The sequence below is a fragment of the Pelorhabdus sp. sgz311001 genome (genome assembly GCF_055901755.1).
This window is the reverse complement of the sequence record NZ_JBVXUT010000005.1, coordinates 310,468-330,233: the sequence shown is the minus strand read 5'-3', so window position 1 is coordinate 330,233 and position 19,766 is coordinate 310,468. Positions and strand designations below refer to the sequence as shown.

Here is a 19,766-nt window from a genome sequence, read left to right as displayed (position 1 = left end):
TACAGGGGGAGTTATTATGAAACGAAATAAGTTATTTTTGGCTGTAAGCGTCTGCTTACTTTCTTTTTCTTTATTGCTTGGAGGCTGCGCTAGTAAACAGCCTCAGGCAGCAAAACCGGAAGCAATTCACATTACCTACGTTAAAGCGCCGTTGAATGTTCCGTCCATTGTGGAAAAGAAACTAGGTTTGTTTGAAAAGGAGTTTGGTAAAGATTCAATTAAAGTGGATTTTCCTGAAATTACGGTAGGACCAAAACAAATTGAGGCACTGGCGGCTGGCTCAGTTGATTTTGCCCATTGTCTTGGCGGTACAACGGCTTTGATGGCCGCGGCTAATGGCGTGGATTTAAAAATCATTGGTATTTATAGCCGCGCGCCTAAAGCGTTCGTAATCCTTGTAAAAGATCCTTCGATCCAAACGATCGCCGATTTAAAAGGGAAAAAGGTAGCTGGACCGAAGGGGACGGTGTTGCATCAGCTGCTGTTGACTGCTTTAGCGAAGGAAAATCTTACCGCTCAAGATGTTTCTTTTGTACCGCTTGATATTCCTGGCAGTGTAGCGGCTTTACTTGGCGGCAATGTCGATGTGGCGCTGGCAGCAGGACCTGATGTATTAAAAGCGCAGCAAGCGGGAGCGAGAATCCTGACCAATGGCGACGGACTAGTAGAAGCAACGATTGTTACGGCGGTACGCGGCGAGTTTTTACGGCAGCATCCTGATCTGGTAAAACGGTTTATGCAGATTCATAAAGAAAGTCTGGCCTACTTGAAAAGCTCTGAAGACAAAGCGCTCCAGCTAACCGCTGAGGAAACGGGCCTGTCGCTTACAGCAGTGCAGCAGATGTATCCTTGGTATGACTTTGATCCATCCGTTAAAGCTTCCGACATAACGGAGCTGGAAAAAACGCAGGATTTTTTAATGAAAAATGGGATGATGACGAAGAAGGTAAATCTTGCTGATTTGATTGTCAGCGTAGAATAACCGAGGAGTAAACGGAAAGGCAGGGGGATTGTCGATGGATTTATTTGAGGCAAGCCACAGCGCCAGTTTAACGGCACCTTTGGCCGAGCGAATGCGGCCGCGGGATTTTGCCGAGTTTTTTGGGCAAGGCGATATCATTGGGCAAGGCAAGTTTTTGCGGCGGATGATTGAAAATGACAAAATGACATCGCTGATTTTATTCGGACCGCCAGGAACAGGCAAGACAACACTAGCTCGTTTGATTGCAAAAAAAACCGAAGCTTATTTTGAAAGCATGAATGCCGTTGCCTCTGGCGTTGCCGATTTAAGAAAGCTTGTGGAGCAAGCGAAAGATCGGCAAAAATACTATGGACAGGCAACCGTGTTGTTTATTGATGAAATTCATCGTTTTAATAAAAGTCAGCAAGATGCTTTGCTCCCCTATGTGGAGAACGGTACGGTTACACTGATTGGCGCGACAACCGAAAATCCTTACTTTGAAATTAATTCGCCCTTGTTATCGCGTACCCGCATCGTTAGACTTCAGTCGTTAGGTCAATCGGATATTATACAGATTTTAAAAGCGGCGCTACATGACAGCGAGCGGGGGATTGGCGCTTTAGCGCTCCAGTCTGATGAAGCAACGCTAGCGGCTTTAGCTGATTTTGCCGCAGGTGACGCTAGAGTTGCCCTAAATCTATTAGAACAGGCGTCAATGCTGCTGGAAGATAGCGCACAAAATACGATTACGTTAGATGTACTTGCTGCTGCCGCTGGCGTCCCTATGCAGCGCTATGATAAGAAAGGCGATTATCACTATGATGTAATTTCGGCCTTCATAAAAAGCATTCGCGGCAGCGATGTTGATGCGGCCCTGCATTATCTTGCCAGGATGCTTGAAAGCGGCGAAGATGTAAAGTTTATTGCTAGGCGGATTGTCATTGCTGCATCAGAAGATGTTGGTAACGCCGACCCGCAAGCCTTAATTTTGGCCATGTCCTGCGCCAGCGCCGTACAGTTTGTCGGTTTGCCTGAAGCCAGAATTATCTTATCACAGGCTGTCTGTTATTTAGCGACAGCGCCAAAAAGTAACGCCGCCTATGTGGCTATTGACCAAGCTTTGGCTGATGTAAGAAAGGAGCGTAATTTAGCTGTGCCGCTTCATTTACGCGACAGCCATTACAGCGGTGCGAAAAAAATGGGTCATGGTATTGATTACCAGTATCCCCATAATGATCCGTCAGGTTTTGTGGCGCAGCAGTATCTGCCAGACAAGCTGAAAGACCAGGTATATTATCGTCCAAGCGCACACGGATATGAAGGAAGGCTGAAAGACAGCGTCTGGTATAAAATGATTGCAAAAGATCCAAAATAGCGGGGGAATAAACCTTTTGACAGTCTGGGGCAGATTTGCTATATTATAATCAAGAATTCCTATAGGTTTACTAGGAATTCGCGGGAGAGATAAAAATGAAGATATCAACAAAAGGTAGATATGGCGTGACTGCTATGGTTGATCTAGCACTTCATTATGGCGATGGACCACAGGCTTTGAAAATGGTAGCACAGCGCCAAGGAATTTCAGAAAATTATCTGGAGCAGCTTATTAGTGTTTTACGAAAGAGCGGCTATGTAAAAAGCATTCGGGGTGCTCAAGGCGGTTATGTATTAACAAAGAGCCCGGAAGAGGTTTCTGTTGGCGATATTATTCGCTTAATGGAAGGACCGATTGCGCCAGTTGATTGTTTAATTTCTGACGATGGCTCCGGACAAAATGATTATTGCGAAAAGGCCGGTAATTGCGTAACTCAGGGCGTATGGGCCAAGGTAAGAGACAGTATTACGAATGTTCTTGACTCCATTAGCCTAGCCGACTTATGTCGCGATGAAAAACTTGAGGAGATGAAAAGTCGATGAAACGTATTTATTTTGATCATTCGGCAACAACGCCGGTAGATCCTGATGTAGCGAAACTGGCTTTCGAATATATGACGAAGGACTTTGGTAACCCGTCTAGCGTCCATTGGTTTGGTCGGGAAGCGAAAAAAGCGGTGGAAACAGGACGGGAACAGGTAGCCGCTTTGCTGAATGCTGAGCCGAATGAAATCTTTTTCACCAGCGGTGGTACGGAAAGCGATAATTTGGCATTGAAAGGTGTTGCTTTTGCCAATAAAAATAAAGGCAACCATATTATAACAACGCAGATTGAACATCATGCCATTTTGCATACGTGTGAGTATTTAGAAAAACACGGTTTTACCGTGACCTATCTGCCTGTCGACGAAAATGCCATGGTTCGGTTGGACGATTTAAAGGCGGCCATTACGGATCAGACGATACTCATTAGTATCATGTTTGCCAATAATGAGGTTGGCACGATTCAGCCTATTGCGGAAATAGGTCAAATTGCTAAAGAAAAAGGAATTTATTTTCATACGGATGCCGTGCAAGCTACAGGCAGCATCCCGATTGATGTAAAAGCCTTAAATATTGATCTTTTAAGTTTGTCAGGTCATAAACTTTATGGACCGAAAGGAATCGGTGCTCTCTATATTCGCCGTGGTGTGAAGATTCAATCGGTTCAACATGGTGGCGCTCATGAACGAAACATGCGAGCTGGTACGGAAAATGTGCCAGGTATAGCTGGTCTTGGTCTTGCCGCTGAAATTGCCAATCGTCACATGGCGGAAAAACAAGATTACTTGATACAGCTTAGAACAAGACTGATCGACGGCGTTATGGCTGCGATTCCTCATGTAAAGCTTAACGGACATCCGACGCAACGTCTTCCAGGCAATGTGAATTTGAGCTTTGCTTATATCGAAGGTGAATCGCTGCTGCTGAATCTCGACTTAAAGGGAATTGCTGCTTCCAGCGGTTCGGCCTGCACTTCAGGTTCGTTAGATCCTTCTCATGTGCTGTTGGCGATGGGGCTTAATCACGAAACGGCTCATGGTTCTTTACGAATCAGCCTTGGTCGTGAAAATACCATGGAAGATATTGAATATGCGCTGGAAGTATTACCGCCCATATTAGAGAGACTGCGTAGCATGTCGCCGCTCTACGAAAAATCTTCGCAACAAGCTGCGAATCCTTGTGCAGCTTGTCATAAACAATAGGAAGCAGAGGGCTTAAATATGTATACAGATAAAGTGATGGATCATTTTACGAATCCCCGCAATGTTGGCGAAATACCGGAAGCAGACGGCATTGGTGAAGTGGGCAATGCCAAATGTGGCGATATTATGCGGATTTATCTCAAAGTAGAAGATGATATTATTCAAGATGTGAAGTTTAAAACCTTTGGCTGTGGTGCCGCTATTGCGACAAGCAGTATGGTGACTGAAATGGTGAAAGGCAAGACGCTTGATGAGGCGCTTAAAATTTCTAATGATGCTGTAGCTGCTGCGCTTGATGGACTGCCGCCAGCAAAGATGCACTGTTCGAATTTGGCTGCTGATGCACTTCATGAAGCCATTAAAGATTATATTGAGAAAAAAGGAAAGTGATATCAGCCATGGCCCAAAAACCACGTGTGGTTGTAGCCATGAGCGGAGGGGTGGACAGTTCACTAACTGCCGCCCTTCTTTTGCAACAAGGCTATGACGTAATTGGTATGACAATGCAGATTTGGGAAAACGACGAACGGGAGGATAATCCTGACAGCCGTGGTTGTTGCTCTTTGACAGCTGTGGGCGACGCTCGCCGCGTAGCTGATAAGCTAGGTATTCCTTACTATGTCGTAAATTTCCGCGAGATGTTTCAAAAAACCGTTGTGGATTATTTTATTCGTGAATATGGCGATGGCAAAACGCCCAACCCTTGTATTGCCTGCAATCGTTACGTAAAATTCGAAGGTCTTTTACATAAAGCGCAAGAGGTGGGGGCGGAGTATTTAGCAACAGGTCATTATGCTCGGATCGCTTTCGATCAAGGACGGAATCGTTATGTATTGCAGAAAGGGATTGATACAAGCAAAGATCAGTCTTATGCGCTATATCACTTAAATCAGCACACATTAGCGCATTTTTTAATGCCCCTTGGCGAATATACGAAAGTGCAAACGCGAGAAATGGCACGAGAAATTGGTCTTGCTGTAGCTGATAAGCCTGACAGTCAAGAAATTTGTTTTGTGCCTGATGACGACTACAAACGCTTTCTAGAAGATCGGGCTCCAGGTTTACTTAAGCCAGGTAATTTTGTAAATCTACAAGGTGAAATTATTGGACGTCACCAAGGATTGCCGCTTTATACGGTAGGACAGCGCAAAGGACTAGGCATTGCTGCGGGTCGTCCCTTGTACGTAGTGGCGCTCGACTATGAACGCAATGAAGTAATCTTAGGAGAAAATCAAGATGTTTTTGCTAGTGCTTTTGTAGCGCATGATTTAAACTGGATTACTTTAGATCGGTTGGAAGCGCCTTTTTCTGCGCAAGTTAAAATTCGCTATGGGGCGAAAGAAAGCACGGCATTCATTGAACCCTTGGGCGAGGATAAAGTTCTTGTTACCTTTAAAGAACCACAGCGCGCGATTACGCCTGGTCAGTCAGCTGTTTTTTACGAACAAGACACCGTGATTGGCGGCGGTATTATTGAAAAAGTAAAAAAAGATGAAAGATAGCTAAATAAAAGGGGCATAATAACGGTACCGACTGCAAAGAACGGTACCGTTATTTTATTGCAGGTCGGCGGAGGTTGATGCAAGTGGAACGTTGTCCGGCCTGCGGCAAAAAGGCTATTGGCAAGGTGGGCGTAGATCAGTACTATTGTTGGGAATGTTGTGTAGAATTTGTCTTTCAAGACGACCATTATGAAATTTTCACCATTGATGACGATGGCGCATTAGTTGCGCAAACGACAGAAGGGTAGGGGGATTTTATATGCGTAACAATTTTTGGCAGGGGTTGCTGCTAGGCGGTTTGGCCGCTACCGTTCTTGCCGCGTTGACAAGTCCGTGGCAGGAGCACCATAGAAAGCCGCTTGTTGAACGAGGCGTAGAGGCTGTGAAAGGAACAGCCAATGAGCTGGCTCGCAAAGCTGTCAGAACAAGACGTCGTATTATGCGACCGTAGCTAGGAGGGATTCATCTGCTTACAAGACGAATCTTGCGTTGGGGTGCAGCAGGCGGTGCGATTTTGGCTGTCTGCTTTTTTTTATGGCTGCTGCGGGCGGCGCTGTATCCTTTTGTCGGGGCCTTGTTTATTGCCTATTTTTTAGAACCCCTGATTCGCTATGGAGAAAGGAAAGGCTGTTCGCGACTTACTGCTTTAATCATCGTATATTTTTTGCTTTTTTTCGGCGGATTTTTTTTTATTCGCCTGATTTTACCACTTTTGTTTCGCGAAACAAGAGCTTTTTTCGAGCAATTGCCATCGATGCTGCAACAAGGGCAAAATTTTCTTGTTTCCCTTGACAATCAGTATGATATGGTGCAAATTCCTTGGGCGATGCGAGAAGAAATCGATAGCTATATTGAACAGCTAGGCAATGAAATCAGGGGAAGTCTGGCCGCTGTTATTGCTTTGTTTATTGCATTTTTTCGCCATAGCTTAGATATTATTATTAGTCCGGTGCTAGCTTTTTATTTTTTATATGATTGGCCCAAGTTTAAGCGACAAGGTTTCATTCTTATTCCCCAAGATAAGCATCCTTTATTGCGCTCCCTGGTGAAAGATGTGCAGCAGGTCATCAAGGGCATTATCTGTGGACAAATTATCATCGCAGTACTTGTAGGTGTTTTAGTTACCATTGGACTTACTTTGCTAGAACTCCCCTTTGCTTTGCTTTGCGGCGTTATAGCGGGGTTTCTTGACGTCATTCCCTATTTCGGCGCTCTACTAGGCGCTGTACCTGCTGTAACGCTGGCTTTACTTTACTCCACTTCATTAGCATTTAAAGTAGCTTTGCTGTTTCTGCTCATTCATCAAATTGAGGGCAGCATCATCGGCCCCAAAATATTGGGCGATTCTATGGGATTTCATCCGTTAGTCGTAATATTTCTGCTGCTAGCTGGCGGTGAACTATACGGTGTCGTCGGCATGCTTTTTGCTGTACCCGTTGCGGCGCTGCTTCGGGTCTTTCTAATTCATGGATTCCAGGTTTTTCGCTAGGTTGAAGGCTCTAGAAGCAAGCGAAACCCCGCCCCTAAAGATTGACATAGAAAGCTAAATTATGTATAATTCCATAAGATGAGATAGGAGAAAGTAGAGGTTGATGATAGTGACGGGGAACGAGCTTCGCAGGAAGTTTCTAGATTTTTTTAAGAGCAAAGAACATTTAATTTTAAATAGTTATCCCTTAATTCCGGAAAATGATCCGACTTTACTTTTAATTGGTGCGGGAATGGCTCCCTTTAAACCTTTTTTTACTGGAAAAATGAAGCCCCCTCATCCACGTATTTCTACCTGCCAAAAATGTGTTCGTACTGGCGATATTGAAAATGTTGGACGTACGGCTAGACATCAGACATTTTTTGAAATGCTTGGCAATTTTTCTTTTGGCGATTATTTCAAAAAAGAAGCAGTTGCTTGGGCGTGGGAGTTTTTGACGAAAGAGCTTGGATTGCCTGCTGATAAATTATGGGTAACTATCCATACGGAAGACGACGAAGCTTTTGAAATTTGGACAAAAGATATTTCTTTTCCAGCGGAACGGATTGTTCGTATGGAAGATAATTTTTGGGAAATTGGGCCAGGACCTTGTGGTCCCTGTTCAGAAATTTATATTGATTTAGGTGAGGAACGCGGTTGCGGCAGCGATACTTGCGCTGTAGGTTGCGATTGTGATCGCTACCTGGAAATTTGGAATCTCGTATTTACTCAGTATGATCGTGATGAAGCAGGCAATTATACGCCACTGGCGAAAAAGAATATCGATACTGGCGCTGGCTTAGAACGGATTGCTTCTGTATTGCAAAATAAGCCAAGCAACTTTGAAACAGATTTGCTGTTTCCCATTATTGACCATGTTATGAAAATTAGTACCGTTAAATATGGCGAAAGTGCTGCTCACGACGTATCTTTGAAGGTTATTGCTGATCATGCTCGCAGTATGACGATTATGGTTGCTGACGGGATCATGCCTTCCAATGAGGGACGCGGTTATGTACTTCGTCGCATTTTGCGCCGTGCTGTGCGTCATGCCCGCCTGCTCGGTATTCATGAGCCATTTTTGGCGAAAAGCGTAGATGTAGTAATGGAAATCTTTAAAGAAGCTTTCCCTGATTTGAAAGAGAAAGAACAATATATTAAACGGATTATTGAACTGGAAGAAAAACGGTTTGATGAAACGTTGCAGCAAGGTACGGAATTACTCAATCGCGAAATTGCCGAACGGAAAGAACAGGGTAAAACAGTTCTTGACGGCGCTACGGCGTTCAAACTGTATGACACCTTTGGCTTCCCTTGGGAGTTAACGGAAGAAATATTAGCGGAAGAAGGTTTCACGCTTGATAAAGCCGCTTTTGACGCTGCCATGAAAGAACAGCGGGAGCGGGCTAGAGCGGCTCGCCAGGAATCGGAAGAAAAAGTAGTGATTCCAGATTTGTCTGGCTTAGTCAGTGCAGCGTTGGCGCAAGACGAAGCTGCTAAAATGAGTGATATTGTATTGCTCTTTAAAGATGGTAAGGTCGTCGATCGCGTCCACGACGGCGAAGATGCAGCGGTTATTTTAGCGGTTACGCCTTTTTACGCCGAAGGCGGCGGACAAGTCGGCGATACAGGATTCCTTACGGTTCCTACAGGTCGTATTGCTGTGACAAATACGAAAAAATTACCTGACGGTACAGTGTATCATCTGGGTCATGTTGTGGAAGGAACGATTGAAAAGGGTCAGGTAGCTGAGCTGAATGTCGATCAAGGAAAACATAGCGCCTGTGCGCGGAACCATACGGCAACGCATTTGCTGCAGGCAGCTTTGCGGTCTGTCTTGGGTTCTCATGTCAATCAGTCCGGTTCGTTTGTTTCAGCCGATCGGCTGCGCTTTGACTTTTCCCACTTTTCACCAGTAACGCCCGAAGAAATTACAGCGATTGAAATGCAGGTTAATGAAGCGATTTTGACTGACTATGCTGTAACGAAAGCGGAAATGCCCATAGAAGAAGCGAAAAAGCTTGGCGCTACGGCACTGTTTGGTGAAAAATATGGCGATCAGGTTCGCGTGGTTACTGTTGAACCGATTAGTCGGGAGCTGTGCGGCGGCAGTCATGTCGATCATACTGCACAAATTGGTCTTTTTAGAATTTTATCGGAAGCTGGTATTGGTTCCGGTTTGCGGCGGATTGAAGCGATTACCGGCCAAGCGGCCCTTGATTTTGTAAATCAAGAGCGCAAAGCACTAACGGAAGCTGCCCAGGCGCTTAAGACACGGCCAGAAGAAGTCAATAATAAGTTACATCAACTGCTTTCTCATGTAAAAGAACTTGAGGCGGAACTGAATGCTGCTCAGAAAAAGTTGGCTGGTTCGGTCGTAGAAGATTTGATGGCTGGGCTGCAACGGCAAGGGGAAGCGGAAATTGTTGTTCACTCTGTAGTCGCTAAAGATATGGACGAGCTTCGTTCTATGGCTGATTTAGTGAAAGATCGTATCAAAGCAGGTGTTGTTGTTCTTGGCGCTGTTAATGGTGAGAAAGTGAATTTTGTTGCCATGACGAAAGGTGCAATAAAAGGACTTCATGCAGGCAATATTGTTAAAGAAGCGGCTAAAATTGCTGGCGGCGGCGGCGGCGGCCGTCCTGATATGGCGCAGGCTGGTGGCAAACTTCCCGAGAAAATCGCGGAAGCGTTGGCAAAAGCGAATGCGGTTATTATTGACCAGCTTGCTAAAGCGTAAATCGAAGAGGAGCAGAATCAGTATCTGCTCCTTTTTTTTATTTCGCTAGACTTTTCGAAGAAATAACAGGAAAACCTTTCCTATTTAGCGAATAAGATAAGAGAATCAGAGAATACTAGCTTGTGAGGAGGCTGCTCTATGAATAAAGTATCAGATCAGACGATGATGTTTCAGGTAGAAGCAGAAGAGAAAAATGCGGCCGCTGTCATTATTACGACCGTATATCAAGCCTTAAAGGAAAAAGGCTATAATCCGATTAATCAACTTGTCGGCTATCTGATCTCCGGCGATCCCACTTATATTACTAGCTATAATAATGCTCGCGGCTTAATTCGCCAGTTGGAGCGGGACGAACTTTTAGAAGAATTGGTAAGAGCCTACCTGAAGGAAGAATAAAGATAGGCCAAAGAGTAGGAGAAAGTATGAAGAAATTAGGACTTGATGTAGGCGATCGTACGATTGGCGTAGCCGTAAGTGACGGCTTAGCTCTAACGGCGCAAGGCGTCGAAGTAATTCGCCGCAAATCCTTGGAAATTGACTTGAAGCGGTTGGCCGAACTTGTAGCTGAGTATGAAGTTGACACCTTTGTAGTAGGGTGGCCGAAAAATATGAATGGCACGGAAGGGCCGCGTTGTCAATTTGTTGAAGAATTTAACAAGGAATTAACAAAGCATTTTCCGCTCCAAAAAGTAGTCTTATGGGACGAACGCCTTTCGACAGTAGCTGCCACAAAATCCTTGATTGCCGCTGATGTCAGCCGAGCCAAACGGAAAAAAGTCATTGATAAAATGGCTGCTGTTTTTATTTTGCAAGGTTATTTAGACAGTTTGGGAAGGTAGTTTCTGCCTTGACAGGGTGTTTTTTCTAAGATAAAATTACATTACATTTGAATGAAAGAGGTGATCCTCGTGGCTGATTTTGAAAAAGAAGACATGGAAGATCTAGAAGAAGAATTAGTAGTTGTTATGACAGATGAAGAAGGCAACGAATTCTATTATCGTGAAGATATGATTATTCCTGTAGGAGAAAAACGGTATGCTATATTAGTACCGATTGAAATTGAAGAAGATTGCGGTTGCGGTGAAGATGGTTGCGACTGCGCTGAAGCCGATGTGTTTATTGCCAGAATTGATATAGATGAAACAGGCGAAGAAGTTTATGTGGATCCAACGGATGAAGAATTTGAAGAAGTCCGTGCCGCTTACGAACAGTTAGTAGAAGATGAGGACGACGCCGAATAATCTACAGAATAAGTTAAGGAGCCGTAAGGCTCCTTTTTTCTGTTGAAATATAGGAATCTGTGCTATAATAAGAAAGCTAAAATCGCTTTTTGGTTAATACGAGGTGATGTAATGAACCCCTTTGATAAGCAGAAATTCAACAAATATAAGCTGCGGTTAGACGAGTATAAAAAACAAGCTAATCCTTATTTGGCGCAAAGTTCCTATTTACAGAAAAAATGGGTGATTCCCTTTCTCGTAGGAATCTTTTTACTAGGCGTCGTTTTTTATGGCTTTACGGCTTCACAGGTGACAGCCAATCAAAAAGATGAAGTTACAGTGCAGGTAACAGATGGCATGACTGCTGATAAAATCGGACAAATTCTTGAACAAAAGGGCTTATTTCCAAGTGCGACCGTGTTTCGTGTTTATGCGAAAATTTATGGTTTAGAAAATTCCCTGCAAGCTGGCGATTATGTTTTTACAAAAGATATGTCTATAGGTAAAATTGTGTCGATGTTGTCTAAAGGTGATACAGCTTACCAGAAGTTGACCATACCGGAAGGCTATACTGTGGAGCAAATCGCGCAATTGCTTGATAAAAACAAGATTGCCGACGGCAATGTGTTTAAAAAGCTAGCGAAAGAGTATATTCCCTTTCCTTTTGTCGCACCATCGCCGGTTGCGGCTTATAAGGCGGAAGGCTATTTGTTTCCTGATACGTATCGGTTGCCCCGTAAAGTGACGGAAAAGCAACTCTTGGAAATGCTAGCAGGCCAGTTTGGTCAACAATTCACGCCAGAAATGCAAGCAAGGGCGAGGGATATGGGTCTTTCGATTCGCGATGTAGTGATATTAGCTTCTTTAGTAGAAAAAGAAGCGGCGAAAGAAGCCGATCGGCCAGTGATTGCTGGCGTCTTTTTAAATCGTCTAAAACAGAGTATGCCACTACAGTCTTGTGCCACGATTCAATATATTTTAGGCTATCCTAAAGCGGAGCTTTCTGTACAAGATACGGAAATTCCTTCGCCTTATAATACCTATCTGCACCAAGGACTGCCGCCAGGACCGATTGCCAATCCCGGGATTGCTTCGATTCAGGCCGTGCTTCATCCTGCAGCTACGGACTATTTATACTTTGTCGCTGACCGAGACGGATTTCACCATTTCAGCCGGACCTATGAAGAGCATTTAGCAATGATTGCTAAGGTGCAGCCATGAAACATTCTCATTTATTAACGGAACTGGAGGCCTATGCGGCGCTGCAGCATGTGCCGATTATTCAACAGGCCGGAAGTCAAGTTTTGTTGGATGCAGTACGCCAAAAACAACCGCTGCGAGTTTTGGAGATTGGTACGGCCATTGGGTATTCCACTTTGTTGATTGCCCAAGAAATGGCGGCAGGCGGTACGATTACGACGATTGATATTGATGCAGATAGACAAGCGAAGGCTAGAGATGTGATCGGACAAGCTAACCTTGCTGTTACTGTTGAATTTGTATACGGTGATGCTCTGCCACTGATAGAAAAACTTACAGGACCCTTTGACTTTGTGTTTATTGATGCGGCAAAAGGCCATTATGTCCATTATCTGCAGGCGTTGCTGACAGGCAAGTTGGCAGCAGATGCACTTATTGTCGCCGACAATGTGTTGTTTCGCGGCTATGTAATGGGACAGGAAGCGCCGCCGCGACGCTTTCGCACGATTGTAAAGCGGTTGAAAGCCTATCTAGAGCTTGTTTCGAATCCGGAACTGTTTACCACGGAGATTTTTCCTGATGGCGACGGGTTAGCTGTTTCTCGATTTTTGGGAAGCGGAACAGGCCTTGGTAGTGAGAGAAAAGGAGATATACATGAATAAACCGGAACTTTTAGCTCCTGTAGGGAGCTTTGAAAAATTAGTTATGGCTTTAGCTTACGGCGCTGATGCTGTTTATTTTGGCGGCAAGTCTTTCGGCCTGAGAGCTTTTAGCGGCAATTTTACGGAAGATGAAATGAAAGAGGCAGTAGCCTATACCCATAAACTAGGTAAAAAAGCTTATGTGACAGTCAATATTTTTCCTCATAATGATGATTTAGACGATTTGCCAGACTATATTCGCTTTTTAGCCTCGATTCAAGTTGATGCTGTTCTTGTAGCTGATTTAGGCGTGTATCGAATTGTACGCGACACAGCGCCTGATTTGCCCATTCATGTCAGTACGCAGGCCAATAATACGAATTGGTCTTCGGTGAAAATGTGGGAAGAACTGGGCGTCTCTCGTGTTGTTTTGGCGCGGGAACTTTCTTTGCAGGAGATTCGTGATATTCGCGCTAAGGTGCAAGTAGAACTAGAAACTTTTGTTCATGGCGCTATGTGTATTTCCTATTCGGGACGTTGTCTGTTAAGTAATTACTTTTCTGGTCGTGATTCAAATCGGGGCGCCTGTGTGCAGTCTTGTCGCTGGAAATATGCTCTTATGGAAGAAAAACGTCCTGGCGAATACTACCCGGTTATGGAAGATGAACGGGGAACCTATATTTTCAACTCAAAAGATTTATGTTTGTTAGAGTTTTTGCCGGACTTGCTGCAAGCTGGTATTTCTAGTTTGAAGATTGAAGGCCGCATGAAAAGCGTTCACTATGTGGCGACTGTGATTAAAGTATACCGTGAGGCGATTGACAGTTACTTTGAAAATCCAGCGGCCTTTGTAATTCGACCGCAGTGGCTGGAAGAATTGCAGAAGGTTTCCCATCGGGAATATACAACTGGTTTTTATTTTAACAAAACAAGTGAACAGGACCAAATTTACGGTACGAGCAGCTATAGCCAGACCCATGATTTTATCGGACTTGTAAAAAGTTACGATCCAGTCACGAAACTAGCTGTAGTCGAGCAGCGTAACAATATGAAGGTTGGCGAAGAAATTGAAATTGCCCAGCCTGTTGGTCCAGCCTTTACGCAGACAATTACTGCGATGTATGATGATACGGGAGCGGAAATTTTAGTAGCGCCTCATCCACAGCAGATTATCACGATGCCGATGAGTCAGCCTGTTAGTCCTCTGGCCATGCTACGGCGGCAGGTGAAGCAAGATGTTTGAAACTATTTTTGCCCAAGTCGATAAACATGATATTAATTATGTGAATCGGCTTCTTGAGGGGTATGAAAACCTTGGCGTACTGACTACCGTTGACAATCAGACTGGTCTTGTTATGATTCGAGTTACGCCTGATACGTATCAGACCGTAATGGATATTTTACTGACAATGCCTGTGGCTATTCAAATTGTATAAATGAGTTGAGAAAATTGCCATACTATCACTGAGGTGACAGTATGGCAATTATTGCAAAACGGCTGAGAAAAATTACTATTTTACTCGGTATCCTAGTCGGTCTACTCATGCTTCGGCTAGGCTATCTGCAACTTTATGAAGGGAAAAGCTTGGCTCTAGCTGGGCTTCATGGGCGCGTACAGGAAATTTCAGCTGAGACAAAGCGCGGGGATTTTTTCGATCGACATCATGAAAAATTAACGAGTAGTACTGTTGCTTATGAACTATTTCTGTTTCCGGCGGAAATGCCGGATCAACAAACGATTCGGGAGAAGTTGACCGGTATTATACCAGAACAAGCGGTTGCCGTGATTCTGCGGTTAGCCTTAGCTAAGCAGCCACAGCGATCTCATATTTTTGTCAGTGAAGCAACTAGCCAGTTTTTAAATAAAGAGTGCCCTATACCTGGTCTTATTGCCGTGAGAGTACCGCTTCGCTACGAATCGAACCAGCCTGCCGCCCATGTGATTGGCTATGTGGATCAAGCAAATCATGGGATTACCGGTTTAGAAGCTCGTTATGATTTGCTGCTCACAAGCTCTGAGGAACGTTATGTAGCGGCAATGCTTGATGGTGAAGAAAATTTGATTCCTGGTCTTGGCTACAAAGAGGTAAACGGCGGGGAAGCGAAGGCGTCAGAAATAGTTCTTACGCTAGATAAAAATTTGCAGCGAAAGCTAGAAGTTTTGGCTGATCAGCGAATAAAGCGGGGAGCGCTGATTGTCATGGAAGCAAAGACAGGGGAAATTTTAGCGCTTGTTTCGCGACCCAATTTTTCGCCCGCCCAAGTGGCGCGTTCGTTTCAAGAACCCTATTCGCCACTGGTAAACAGGGCTATTACGGCTTATCAGCCGGGATCTGTATTTAAACTTGTCGTAGCGGCGGCCGCTTTAGATTTAGGTATCGTTACACCAGAAACGGTTTTTTATGATGCTGGATATATTGATGTTGATAAGCTGCGATTTTTTGGTTGGGACTATAAACAAGGGCCGCGCGGTAAAATATCATTTCAAGACGCTTTGGCTTTTTCAAGCAATCCTGTTTTCATTGAAGTCGGACAAAAAATAGGCGCAGCAAAATTGTTGACTTATGCTGATAAACTAGGTTTTGGTCATAAAACGAGTTTGTCTTTGCCTGATGAAGATGCAGGGCATTTGCCACCAGTCGATCAGGTTTTTCCCGGCGATCTTGCCAATTTGTCGATTGGGCAGGGGAGCTGTGAGGTAACGCCGCTGCAGTTGGCGTCGCTTGTTGGTACGATTGTCAATGATGGAGTTTTGGTAGAGCCAAAGCTGGTTGAGGAAAGATCTGCTGACAGCAGCAAACAGCTGCTTCAGGTTCTTACCGCAAGGCAACTGCGTGAGATGATGGCGGCTGTTACTTCCTACGGTACTGGGCAGGAAGCTGCTATTTCTGGTTATGGCGCCGCTGGAAAAACTGGTTCGGCCGAAACGGGGCGCGCCGATTCAGGCGGTAAGGGCATCAATCATGCGTGGTTTGCCGGTTATACCCCTCGCGACAATCCGCAATATGTCATTGTAGTTTTTGTCGAAGAGGGACATTCGGGCGGCGAAGTAGCTGCGCCTTTATTTGGTGCAGTGGCTCGTGAAGTTATGCAGCAGAAGTGACAAGAATATTCTGGCCAAATAGAGCGATCTATGCTAAAATATAAAGGCTAATATACTCGATTGCCTCGTAAAAAGGCCCTAAGGAGATGGCAGCCCATGCAAGGGCGATTGCAAAAATGTCGGTATTTATTGCAAAAAATTTCAGCGCAAGCTGTAATTGTAACAAAAGGGAAAAATAGTCAATATCTTAGCGGATTTACCGGATCCTCTGGTGTCTTGCTCATTACGAATACCGAACAAGTGCTATTTACTGATTTTCGCTATGTCGAGCAAGCCAAAGCCCAAGCGTCTGATTTTACGGTGATACGTCATGGAACGGATTTGTTTAGTGATATAGCCGTATGGCTGCAGGACCATCCATTGGAAGTTATTGCCTATGAAGCAGATCAGCTCACAGTAGATACTTATGAAAAACTGCAGAAAACTTTGCAGGGCAAAACCTTGCTGGCGACAAAGCTTGATGAACTCCGGCAAATCAAAGATGATGAGGAATTAGCTTACATAGACAAGGCAGTTCAAATTGCCGATCAGGCTTTTAACCAGTTGCTTACCTTGCTTCGTCCTGGTATGACCGAGCTTGAGGCGGCAGCGCAGCTTGAATATGCTATGAGAAAACTAGGTTCTGAAAAAACTTCTTTTGATACAATTGTTGCCTCAGGCGAGCGTGGTGCTTTACCGCATGGACAAGCGTCGCTAAAAATGCTTTCGCCAGGAGAACTCATTACCTTTGATTTCGGCGCGGTCTATAAAGGATACTGCTCTGATATGACTCGTACGGTTGCTTTAGGCAAAGCCAGTGAGAAACAGCGCGCCGTTTACGATACAGTACTGAAAGCTCAGCTGGCTGCTTTGCAAGAGATTCAGGCAGGCAGGGTATGTTCTGAAATTGATAAAGTTGCGCGGGATGTAATTGCTGCTGCTGGCTATGGCGATTATTTCGGTCATGGTTTAGGACATTCTGTTGGTCTTGCCATTCATGAGGAGCCACGTCTATCGCCTACTTGTCAGGACGTTTTAGCTGAACAGATGACGATGACAGTGGAGCCTGGTATTTATATCCCTGGATTTGGTGGTGTAAGAATAGAGGATTTAGTGGTTGTGTCTGCTTCTGGTTGTCGCATCCTGACTCAAAGCACCAAAGAACTTATAGAATTAAAGTGTAATTAGGAGGGTATTCATGATTTCGTCAAACGATTTTCGCACTGGAACAACAATTGAAATCGATAATGCTGTTTGGCAGGTTGTTGATTTCCAGCATGTAAAACCAGGTAAAGGGGCCGCTTTTGTGCGGGCTAAATTGAAAAATGTAAAAACAGGCGCCGTAGTAGAACGGACATTTAATGCCGGTGAAAAATTGCCGAAAGCTCATGTAGAACGTCGCGATATGCAGTATCTTTATGAGAGCGATGGCTATGTAATGATGGATAATGAAACATTTGATCAAGTTACACTTACTGAAGAGCAACTTGGCGATGGCAAGAACTTCTTAAAAGAAAATATGAATATTGGCGTAAACTTTTTCCAAGGCAATGTAATCGGTGTAGATCTGCCTAACGCCGTAGAACTAGAAGTTGTTGAAACAGACCCTGGTATTCGTGGCGATACGGCTACAGGCGGCAACAAACCAGCAAAACTGGAAACTGGCTATGTCGTAAAAGTTCCTTTGTTTATTAACATCGGCGATGTACTACGTGTTGATACGCGTACCGGTGATTATATTGAACGGGCTTAAATAAAACAAAAAACCTCCTTTGTTCATGTTTTTTGCTTCTTTGGGGATACTACCTCTTAGACGTCTTACATGGAGTAAAAGGAGGTTTTTTATTTGTCATCAGCTGTTAAAGAAAAAGTCGCCTATTTGCAGGGATTGAAGAAGGGCTTAAATGTAAATGACGCTTCGGCGGAAGGAAAGCTGCTCATTCATGTGATTGATGCGCTTGATACATTTGCGGGAGAAATTGAGGGATTGTCTCTGTCGCAAGAAGAACTGGGAGAGTATGTTGAAACGATCGACGATGATCTCAGTGATTTAGAAGAAGAAGTTTATGTAGATACCTTAGATGATGATTATATGGAAGTAGAATGTCCTGAGTATCATGATCATGATATAAGTCATCCTGGTTTATAATTTTATGAGTCAATTTTTCCTTATGTGAATAAAGATTCCTCTGTAAAAACTGCTGCAAAAAGAGTTTTTCTAACTTAGAAAAATTCTTTTTGCAGCAGTTTTATTTTGCTATCATAAATAACTAGTCTTGTTTATATCTATGTAAAGAGAAGGAGGACAGGATCATGGAAGAAATGCGTTGGCAGACGATTTGGTCTTTTCTCGTACCGCGAATCCGTTCTGCCTGTGAGCTACTTGATCAAACGTTTCTTTTCTTGTTGACAGAAATTCGGCTGCGCGTTGGTTGGGCGCCGCTGTTAGTAACTAGTAAAGACGATGAGTGGCTGCGTGACAGCAGTGGCAATGTGCTGGAGCCGCTTTCAGCCGAAGAAATTCAGCAGATGCTTTATGTAATGAGCCAACATTCGCTCTATGCTTTTTCGGAGCAATTAAAAGAAGGTTTTATTACGATTCACGGCGGCCATCGGATTGGCCTAGCCGGACAAGTTGTCGTAAGAGAAAAGACGATAGCCGCACTTACCGCTATCAGTTCACTAAACATTCGTCTTTGTCGGGAAGTCCTTGGCTGCGCTGATGCGGTTATGCCCTATTTGTTTTGCCCGGATCATTTTCTCTGTAACACTCTCATTATATCACCGCCGCGTTGTGGTAAAACAACGCTATTGCGTGACATTGCCAGGCAGCTTAGTTGCGGTTTACCAGAGCTTTCACAGCAAGGGAGACAAGTCGGGCTTGTTGACGAACGATCAGAAATTGCCGCCTGTCGCGACGGAATTCCGACGGTAGATCTTGGTCCTCGGTTAGATGTTCTTGACGCTTGCCCCAAAGCGCAGGGGATGCTTATGCTGATTCGTTCGATGGCGCCTGATGTAATCATTACGGATGAACTTGGTCGGGCGGAAGACGCTCAGGCGATTGCAGAAGCAATTCATGCCGGTGTAGCTTTGATTGCTAGCGTTCATGGCCGCACGGTTGATGAGGTTCGGCAGCGGCCTTATATTGGAAGACTAATTGAAGAACGATATTTTTCTCGGTATATTTTGCTAGGAAATACGCCTACTCCAGGCACTATTTTACAAATTGTGGAGGCCGAGACGGGCCAAGCGCTTTATCCGATGCGTAAAAGCAGTTTTAGTGATTGTTCATAGGGAGATGAGTTTATGGTATTAAAAGTCGCAGGCTGTTTGATGATTTTATTAGCAGGGACTTTGCAAGGGTTTTACTATGCCAAGCGGTTTCAAAAGCGCGTTGTTGAGCTACAAGATTTAATTTTGGCGCTTACTTCGCTGGCTTCTTATATTGAGCATCTAGCCATGCCCTTGACATCCGCACTGAAATTTAGTGTGGAAGGTCTTCATGGCGCCGTTTATGACCTGTTTGTATTTACGGCCGGACAAATGAAAACAAAACCAGATCTTTCTTGGCAGCAAGCTTTGGCTACTGCTTGGGAGCAGAGCCGAAACCAGCTTTCATTGGCAGAGCCGGAACGGCATATTTTATTTGCGTTGGCGGCCAATTTGCCTGTATTAAACCCGAATGGCTATAGCGCCTTATTTCAAACGACGCAGGAACAGCTACGAGAAATTGAAAAGCAGGCTCTGGTGGAAAGAGAAAAAAATGTGAAACTTTTTCGGTATTTAGGATTTTGCGGCAGTTTAACTGTAGTCATTTTACTTTTATAGGA

Annotated in this window: 23 protein-coding genes; all 23 read left to right on the top strand. The window is 44.4% G+C overall.

The genetic code is table 11. The features are described from left to right. Positions 1 to 16 precede the first annotated feature (16 nt). Positions 17 to 982 carry an NrtA/SsuA/CpmA family ABC transporter substrate-binding protein gene (locus AC0MXB_RS14440; RefSeq protein WP_474040414.1) on the top strand — a complete coding sequence of 322 codons (966 nt, stop codon included), beginning with the start codon at positions 17 to 19 and terminating at the stop codon, positions 980 to 982. 34 nt (positions 983 to 1,016) lie between these two features. Next, on the top strand, positions 1,017 to 2,336 hold the full coding sequence (locus AC0MXB_RS14435; RefSeq protein WP_474040413.1) for a replication-associated recombination protein A: 1,320 nt from the start codon (positions 1,017 to 1,019) through the stop codon (positions 2,334 to 2,336). A gap of 95 nt (positions 2,337 to 2,431) precedes the next feature. Then, positions 2,432 to 2,878, top strand: coding sequence for an RrF2 family transcriptional regulator (locus AC0MXB_RS14430; protein WP_474040412.1), 447 nt, complete (start codon positions 2,432 to 2,434; stop codon positions 2,876 to 2,878). Beyond that, complete coding sequence (gene nifS / locus AC0MXB_RS14425; protein ID WP_474040411.1) at positions 2,875 to 4,080, top strand: cysteine desulfurase NifS; 1,206 nt, start codon at positions 2,875 to 2,877, stop codon at positions 4,078 to 4,080. Before AC0MXB_RS14430 ends, nifS begins: the two co-directional genes overlap by 4 nt. 18 nt (positions 4,081 to 4,098) lie before the next feature. Beyond that, the gene (nifU, locus tag AC0MXB_RS14420; protein ID WP_474040410.1) at positions 4,099 to 4,470 is read left to right on the top strand and encodes a Fe-S cluster assembly scaffold protein NifU; all 372 of its coding nucleotides are present in this window, start codon (positions 4,099 to 4,101) and stop codon (positions 4,468 to 4,470) included. A gap of 8 nt (positions 4,471 to 4,478) precedes the next feature. Further along, entirely contained in the window at positions 4,479 to 5,582 is a 1,104-nt protein-coding gene (mnmA, locus tag AC0MXB_RS14415) for a tRNA 2-thiouridine(34) synthase MnmA (RefSeq protein WP_474040409.1), read from the top strand. A gap of 83 nt (positions 5,583 to 5,665) precedes the next feature. After that, on the top strand, positions 5,666 to 5,830 hold the full coding sequence (locus AC0MXB_RS14410; RefSeq protein WP_474040408.1) for a hypothetical protein: 165 nt from the start codon (positions 5,666 to 5,668) through the stop codon (positions 5,828 to 5,830). Between the two features lie 11 nt (positions 5,831 to 5,841). Then, the gene (locus tag AC0MXB_RS14405) at positions 5,842 to 6,033 is read left to right on the top strand and encodes a hypothetical protein (RefSeq protein WP_474040407.1); all 192 of its coding nucleotides are present in this window, start codon (positions 5,842 to 5,844) and stop codon (positions 6,031 to 6,033) included. 63 nt (positions 6,034 to 6,096) lie between these two features. Continuing rightward, complete coding sequence (locus AC0MXB_RS14400; protein ID WP_474040406.1) at positions 6,097 to 7,071, top strand: AI-2E family transporter; 975 nt, start codon at positions 6,097 to 6,099, stop codon at positions 7,069 to 7,071. Between the two features lie 100 nt (positions 7,072 to 7,171). Next, the gene (alaS, locus tag AC0MXB_RS14395; RefSeq protein ID WP_474040405.1) at positions 7,172 to 9,790 is read left to right on the top strand and encodes an alanine--tRNA ligase; all 2,619 of its coding nucleotides are present in this window, start codon (positions 7,172 to 7,174) and stop codon (positions 9,788 to 9,790) included. 138 nt (positions 9,791 to 9,928) lie between these two features. Beyond that, complete coding sequence (locus AC0MXB_RS14390) at positions 9,929 to 10,186, top strand: IreB family regulatory phosphoprotein (protein WP_474040404.1); 258 nt, start codon at positions 9,929 to 9,931, stop codon at positions 10,184 to 10,186. Positions 10,187 to 10,212: 26 nt separating this feature from the next. After that, positions 10,213 to 10,629 (top strand): Holliday junction resolvase RuvX, encoded by a 417-nt coding sequence (ruvX, locus tag AC0MXB_RS14385; RefSeq protein WP_474040403.1) that lies wholly within the window; start codon positions 10,213 to 10,215, stop codon positions 10,627 to 10,629. A gap of 69 nt (positions 10,630 to 10,698) precedes the next feature. Continuing rightward, positions 10,699 to 11,031: a DUF1292 domain-containing protein gene (locus AC0MXB_RS14380; protein ID WP_474040402.1), complete on the top strand. Its 333-nt coding sequence runs from the start codon at positions 10,699 to 10,701 to the stop codon at positions 11,029 to 11,031. Between the two features lie 111 nt (positions 11,032 to 11,142). Further along, positions 11,143 to 12,231: an endolytic transglycosylase MltG gene (gene mltG, locus AC0MXB_RS14375; RefSeq protein ID WP_474040401.1), complete on the top strand. Its 1,089-nt coding sequence runs from the start codon at positions 11,143 to 11,145 to the stop codon at positions 12,229 to 12,231. Next, a complete protein-coding gene (locus AC0MXB_RS14370) occupies positions 12,228 to 12,872 on the top strand; it encodes an O-methyltransferase (RefSeq protein WP_474040400.1) in 645 nt (214 codons plus the stop codon). Before mltG ends, AC0MXB_RS14370 begins: the two co-directional genes overlap by 4 nt. Continuing rightward, complete coding sequence (locus tag AC0MXB_RS14365; RefSeq protein ID WP_474040399.1) at positions 12,865 to 14,094, top strand: peptidase U32 family protein; 1,230 nt, start codon at positions 12,865 to 12,867, stop codon at positions 14,092 to 14,094. The genes AC0MXB_RS14370 and AC0MXB_RS14365 overlap by 8 nt, the downstream gene beginning before the upstream one ends. Continuing rightward, complete coding sequence (locus tag AC0MXB_RS14360) at positions 14,087 to 14,287, top strand: DUF4911 domain-containing protein (RefSeq protein ID WP_474040398.1); 201 nt, start codon at positions 14,087 to 14,089, stop codon at positions 14,285 to 14,287. The genes AC0MXB_RS14365 and AC0MXB_RS14360 overlap by 8 nt, the downstream gene beginning before the upstream one ends. Before the next feature lie 41 nt (positions 14,288 to 14,328). Then, on the top strand, positions 14,329 to 15,954 hold the full coding sequence (locus tag AC0MXB_RS14355) for a peptidoglycan D,D-transpeptidase FtsI family protein (protein ID WP_474040397.1): 1,626 nt from the start codon (positions 14,329 to 14,331) through the stop codon (positions 15,952 to 15,954). A 96-nt stretch (positions 15,955 to 16,050) separates the two neighbouring features. After that, a complete protein-coding gene (locus AC0MXB_RS14350; protein WP_474040396.1) occupies positions 16,051 to 17,121 on the top strand; it encodes a M24 family metallopeptidase in 1,071 nt (356 codons plus the stop codon). A 10-nt stretch (positions 17,122 to 17,131) separates the two neighbouring features. Next, on the top strand, positions 17,132 to 17,686 hold the full coding sequence (efp, locus tag AC0MXB_RS14345; protein ID WP_474040395.1) for an elongation factor P: 555 nt from the start codon (positions 17,132 to 17,134) through the stop codon (positions 17,684 to 17,686). 93 nt (positions 17,687 to 17,779) lie between these two features. After that, positions 17,780 to 18,082, top strand: coding sequence for a CD1247 N-terminal domain-containing protein (locus AC0MXB_RS14340; protein WP_474040394.1), 303 nt, complete (start codon positions 17,780 to 17,782; stop codon positions 18,080 to 18,082). Positions 18,083 to 18,246: 164 nt separating this feature from the next. Further along, positions 18,247 to 19,230: a stage III sporulation protein AA gene (gene spoIIIAA, locus AC0MXB_RS14335; RefSeq protein WP_474040393.1), complete on the top strand. Its 984-nt coding sequence runs from the start codon at positions 18,247 to 18,249 to the stop codon at positions 19,228 to 19,230. A 12-nt stretch (positions 19,231 to 19,242) separates the two neighbouring features. After that, positions 19,243 to 19,764 (top strand): hypothetical protein, encoded by a 522-nt coding sequence (locus tag AC0MXB_RS14330; RefSeq protein WP_474040392.1) that lies wholly within the window; start codon positions 19,243 to 19,245, stop codon positions 19,762 to 19,764. Positions 19,765 to 19,766: the final 2 nt, after the last annotated feature.

What these genes read in the sequence shown, in the direction of transcription:
- AC0MXB_RS14440 (WP_474040414.1), top strand. Translation starts at nt 17, where the DNA reads ATGAAACGAAATAAGTTATTTTTGGCTGTAAGCGTCTGCTTACTTTCT.
- AC0MXB_RS14435 (WP_474040413.1), top strand. Translation starts at nt 1,017, where the DNA reads ATGGATTTATTTGAGGCAAGCCACAGCGCCAGTTTAACGGCACCTTTG.
- AC0MXB_RS14430 (WP_474040412.1), top strand. Translation starts at nt 2,432, where the DNA reads ATGAAGATATCAACAAAAGGTAGATATGGCGTGACTGCTATGGTTGAT.
- nifS (WP_474040411.1), top strand. Translation starts at nt 2,875, where the DNA reads ATGAAACGTATTTATTTTGATCATTCGGCAACAACGCCGGTAGATCCT.
- nifU (WP_474040410.1), top strand. Translation starts at nt 4,099, where the DNA reads ATGTATACAGATAAAGTGATGGATCATTTTACGAATCCCCGCAATGTT.
- mnmA (WP_474040409.1), top strand. Translation starts at nt 4,479, where the DNA reads ATGGCCCAAAAACCACGTGTGGTTGTAGCCATGAGCGGAGGGGTGGAC.
- AC0MXB_RS14405 (WP_474040407.1), top strand. Translation starts at nt 5,842, where the DNA reads ATGCGTAACAATTTTTGGCAGGGGTTGCTGCTAGGCGGTTTGGCCGCT.
- AC0MXB_RS14390 (WP_474040404.1), top strand. Translation starts at nt 9,929, where the DNA reads ATGAATAAAGTATCAGATCAGACGATGATGTTTCAGGTAGAAGCAGAA.
- ruvX (WP_474040403.1), top strand. Translation starts at nt 10,213, where the DNA reads ATGAAGAAATTAGGACTTGATGTAGGCGATCGTACGATTGGCGTAGCC.
- mltG (WP_474040401.1), top strand. Translation starts at nt 11,143, where the DNA reads ATGAACCCCTTTGATAAGCAGAAATTCAACAAATATAAGCTGCGGTTA.
- AC0MXB_RS14370 (WP_474040400.1), top strand. Translation starts at nt 12,228, where the DNA reads ATGAAACATTCTCATTTATTAACGGAACTGGAGGCCTATGCGGCGCTG.
- AC0MXB_RS14365 (WP_474040399.1), top strand. Translation starts at nt 12,865, where the DNA reads ATGAATAAACCGGAACTTTTAGCTCCTGTAGGGAGCTTTGAAAAATTA.
- AC0MXB_RS14360 (WP_474040398.1), top strand. Translation starts at nt 14,087, where the DNA reads ATGTTTGAAACTATTTTTGCCCAAGTCGATAAACATGATATTAATTAT.
- AC0MXB_RS14355 (WP_474040397.1), top strand. Translation starts at nt 14,329, where the DNA reads ATGGCAATTATTGCAAAACGGCTGAGAAAAATTACTATTTTACTCGGT.
- AC0MXB_RS14350 (WP_474040396.1), top strand. Translation starts at nt 16,051, where the DNA reads ATGCAAGGGCGATTGCAAAAATGTCGGTATTTATTGCAAAAAATTTCA.
- efp (WP_474040395.1), top strand. Translation starts at nt 17,132, where the DNA reads ATGATTTCGTCAAACGATTTTCGCACTGGAACAACAATTGAAATCGAT.
- spoIIIAA (WP_474040393.1), top strand. Translation starts at nt 18,247, where the DNA reads ATGGAAGAAATGCGTTGGCAGACGATTTGGTCTTTTCTCGTACCGCGA.
- AC0MXB_RS14330 (WP_474040392.1), top strand. Translation starts at nt 19,243, where the DNA reads ATGGTATTAAAAGTCGCAGGCTGTTTGATGATTTTATTAGCAGGGACT.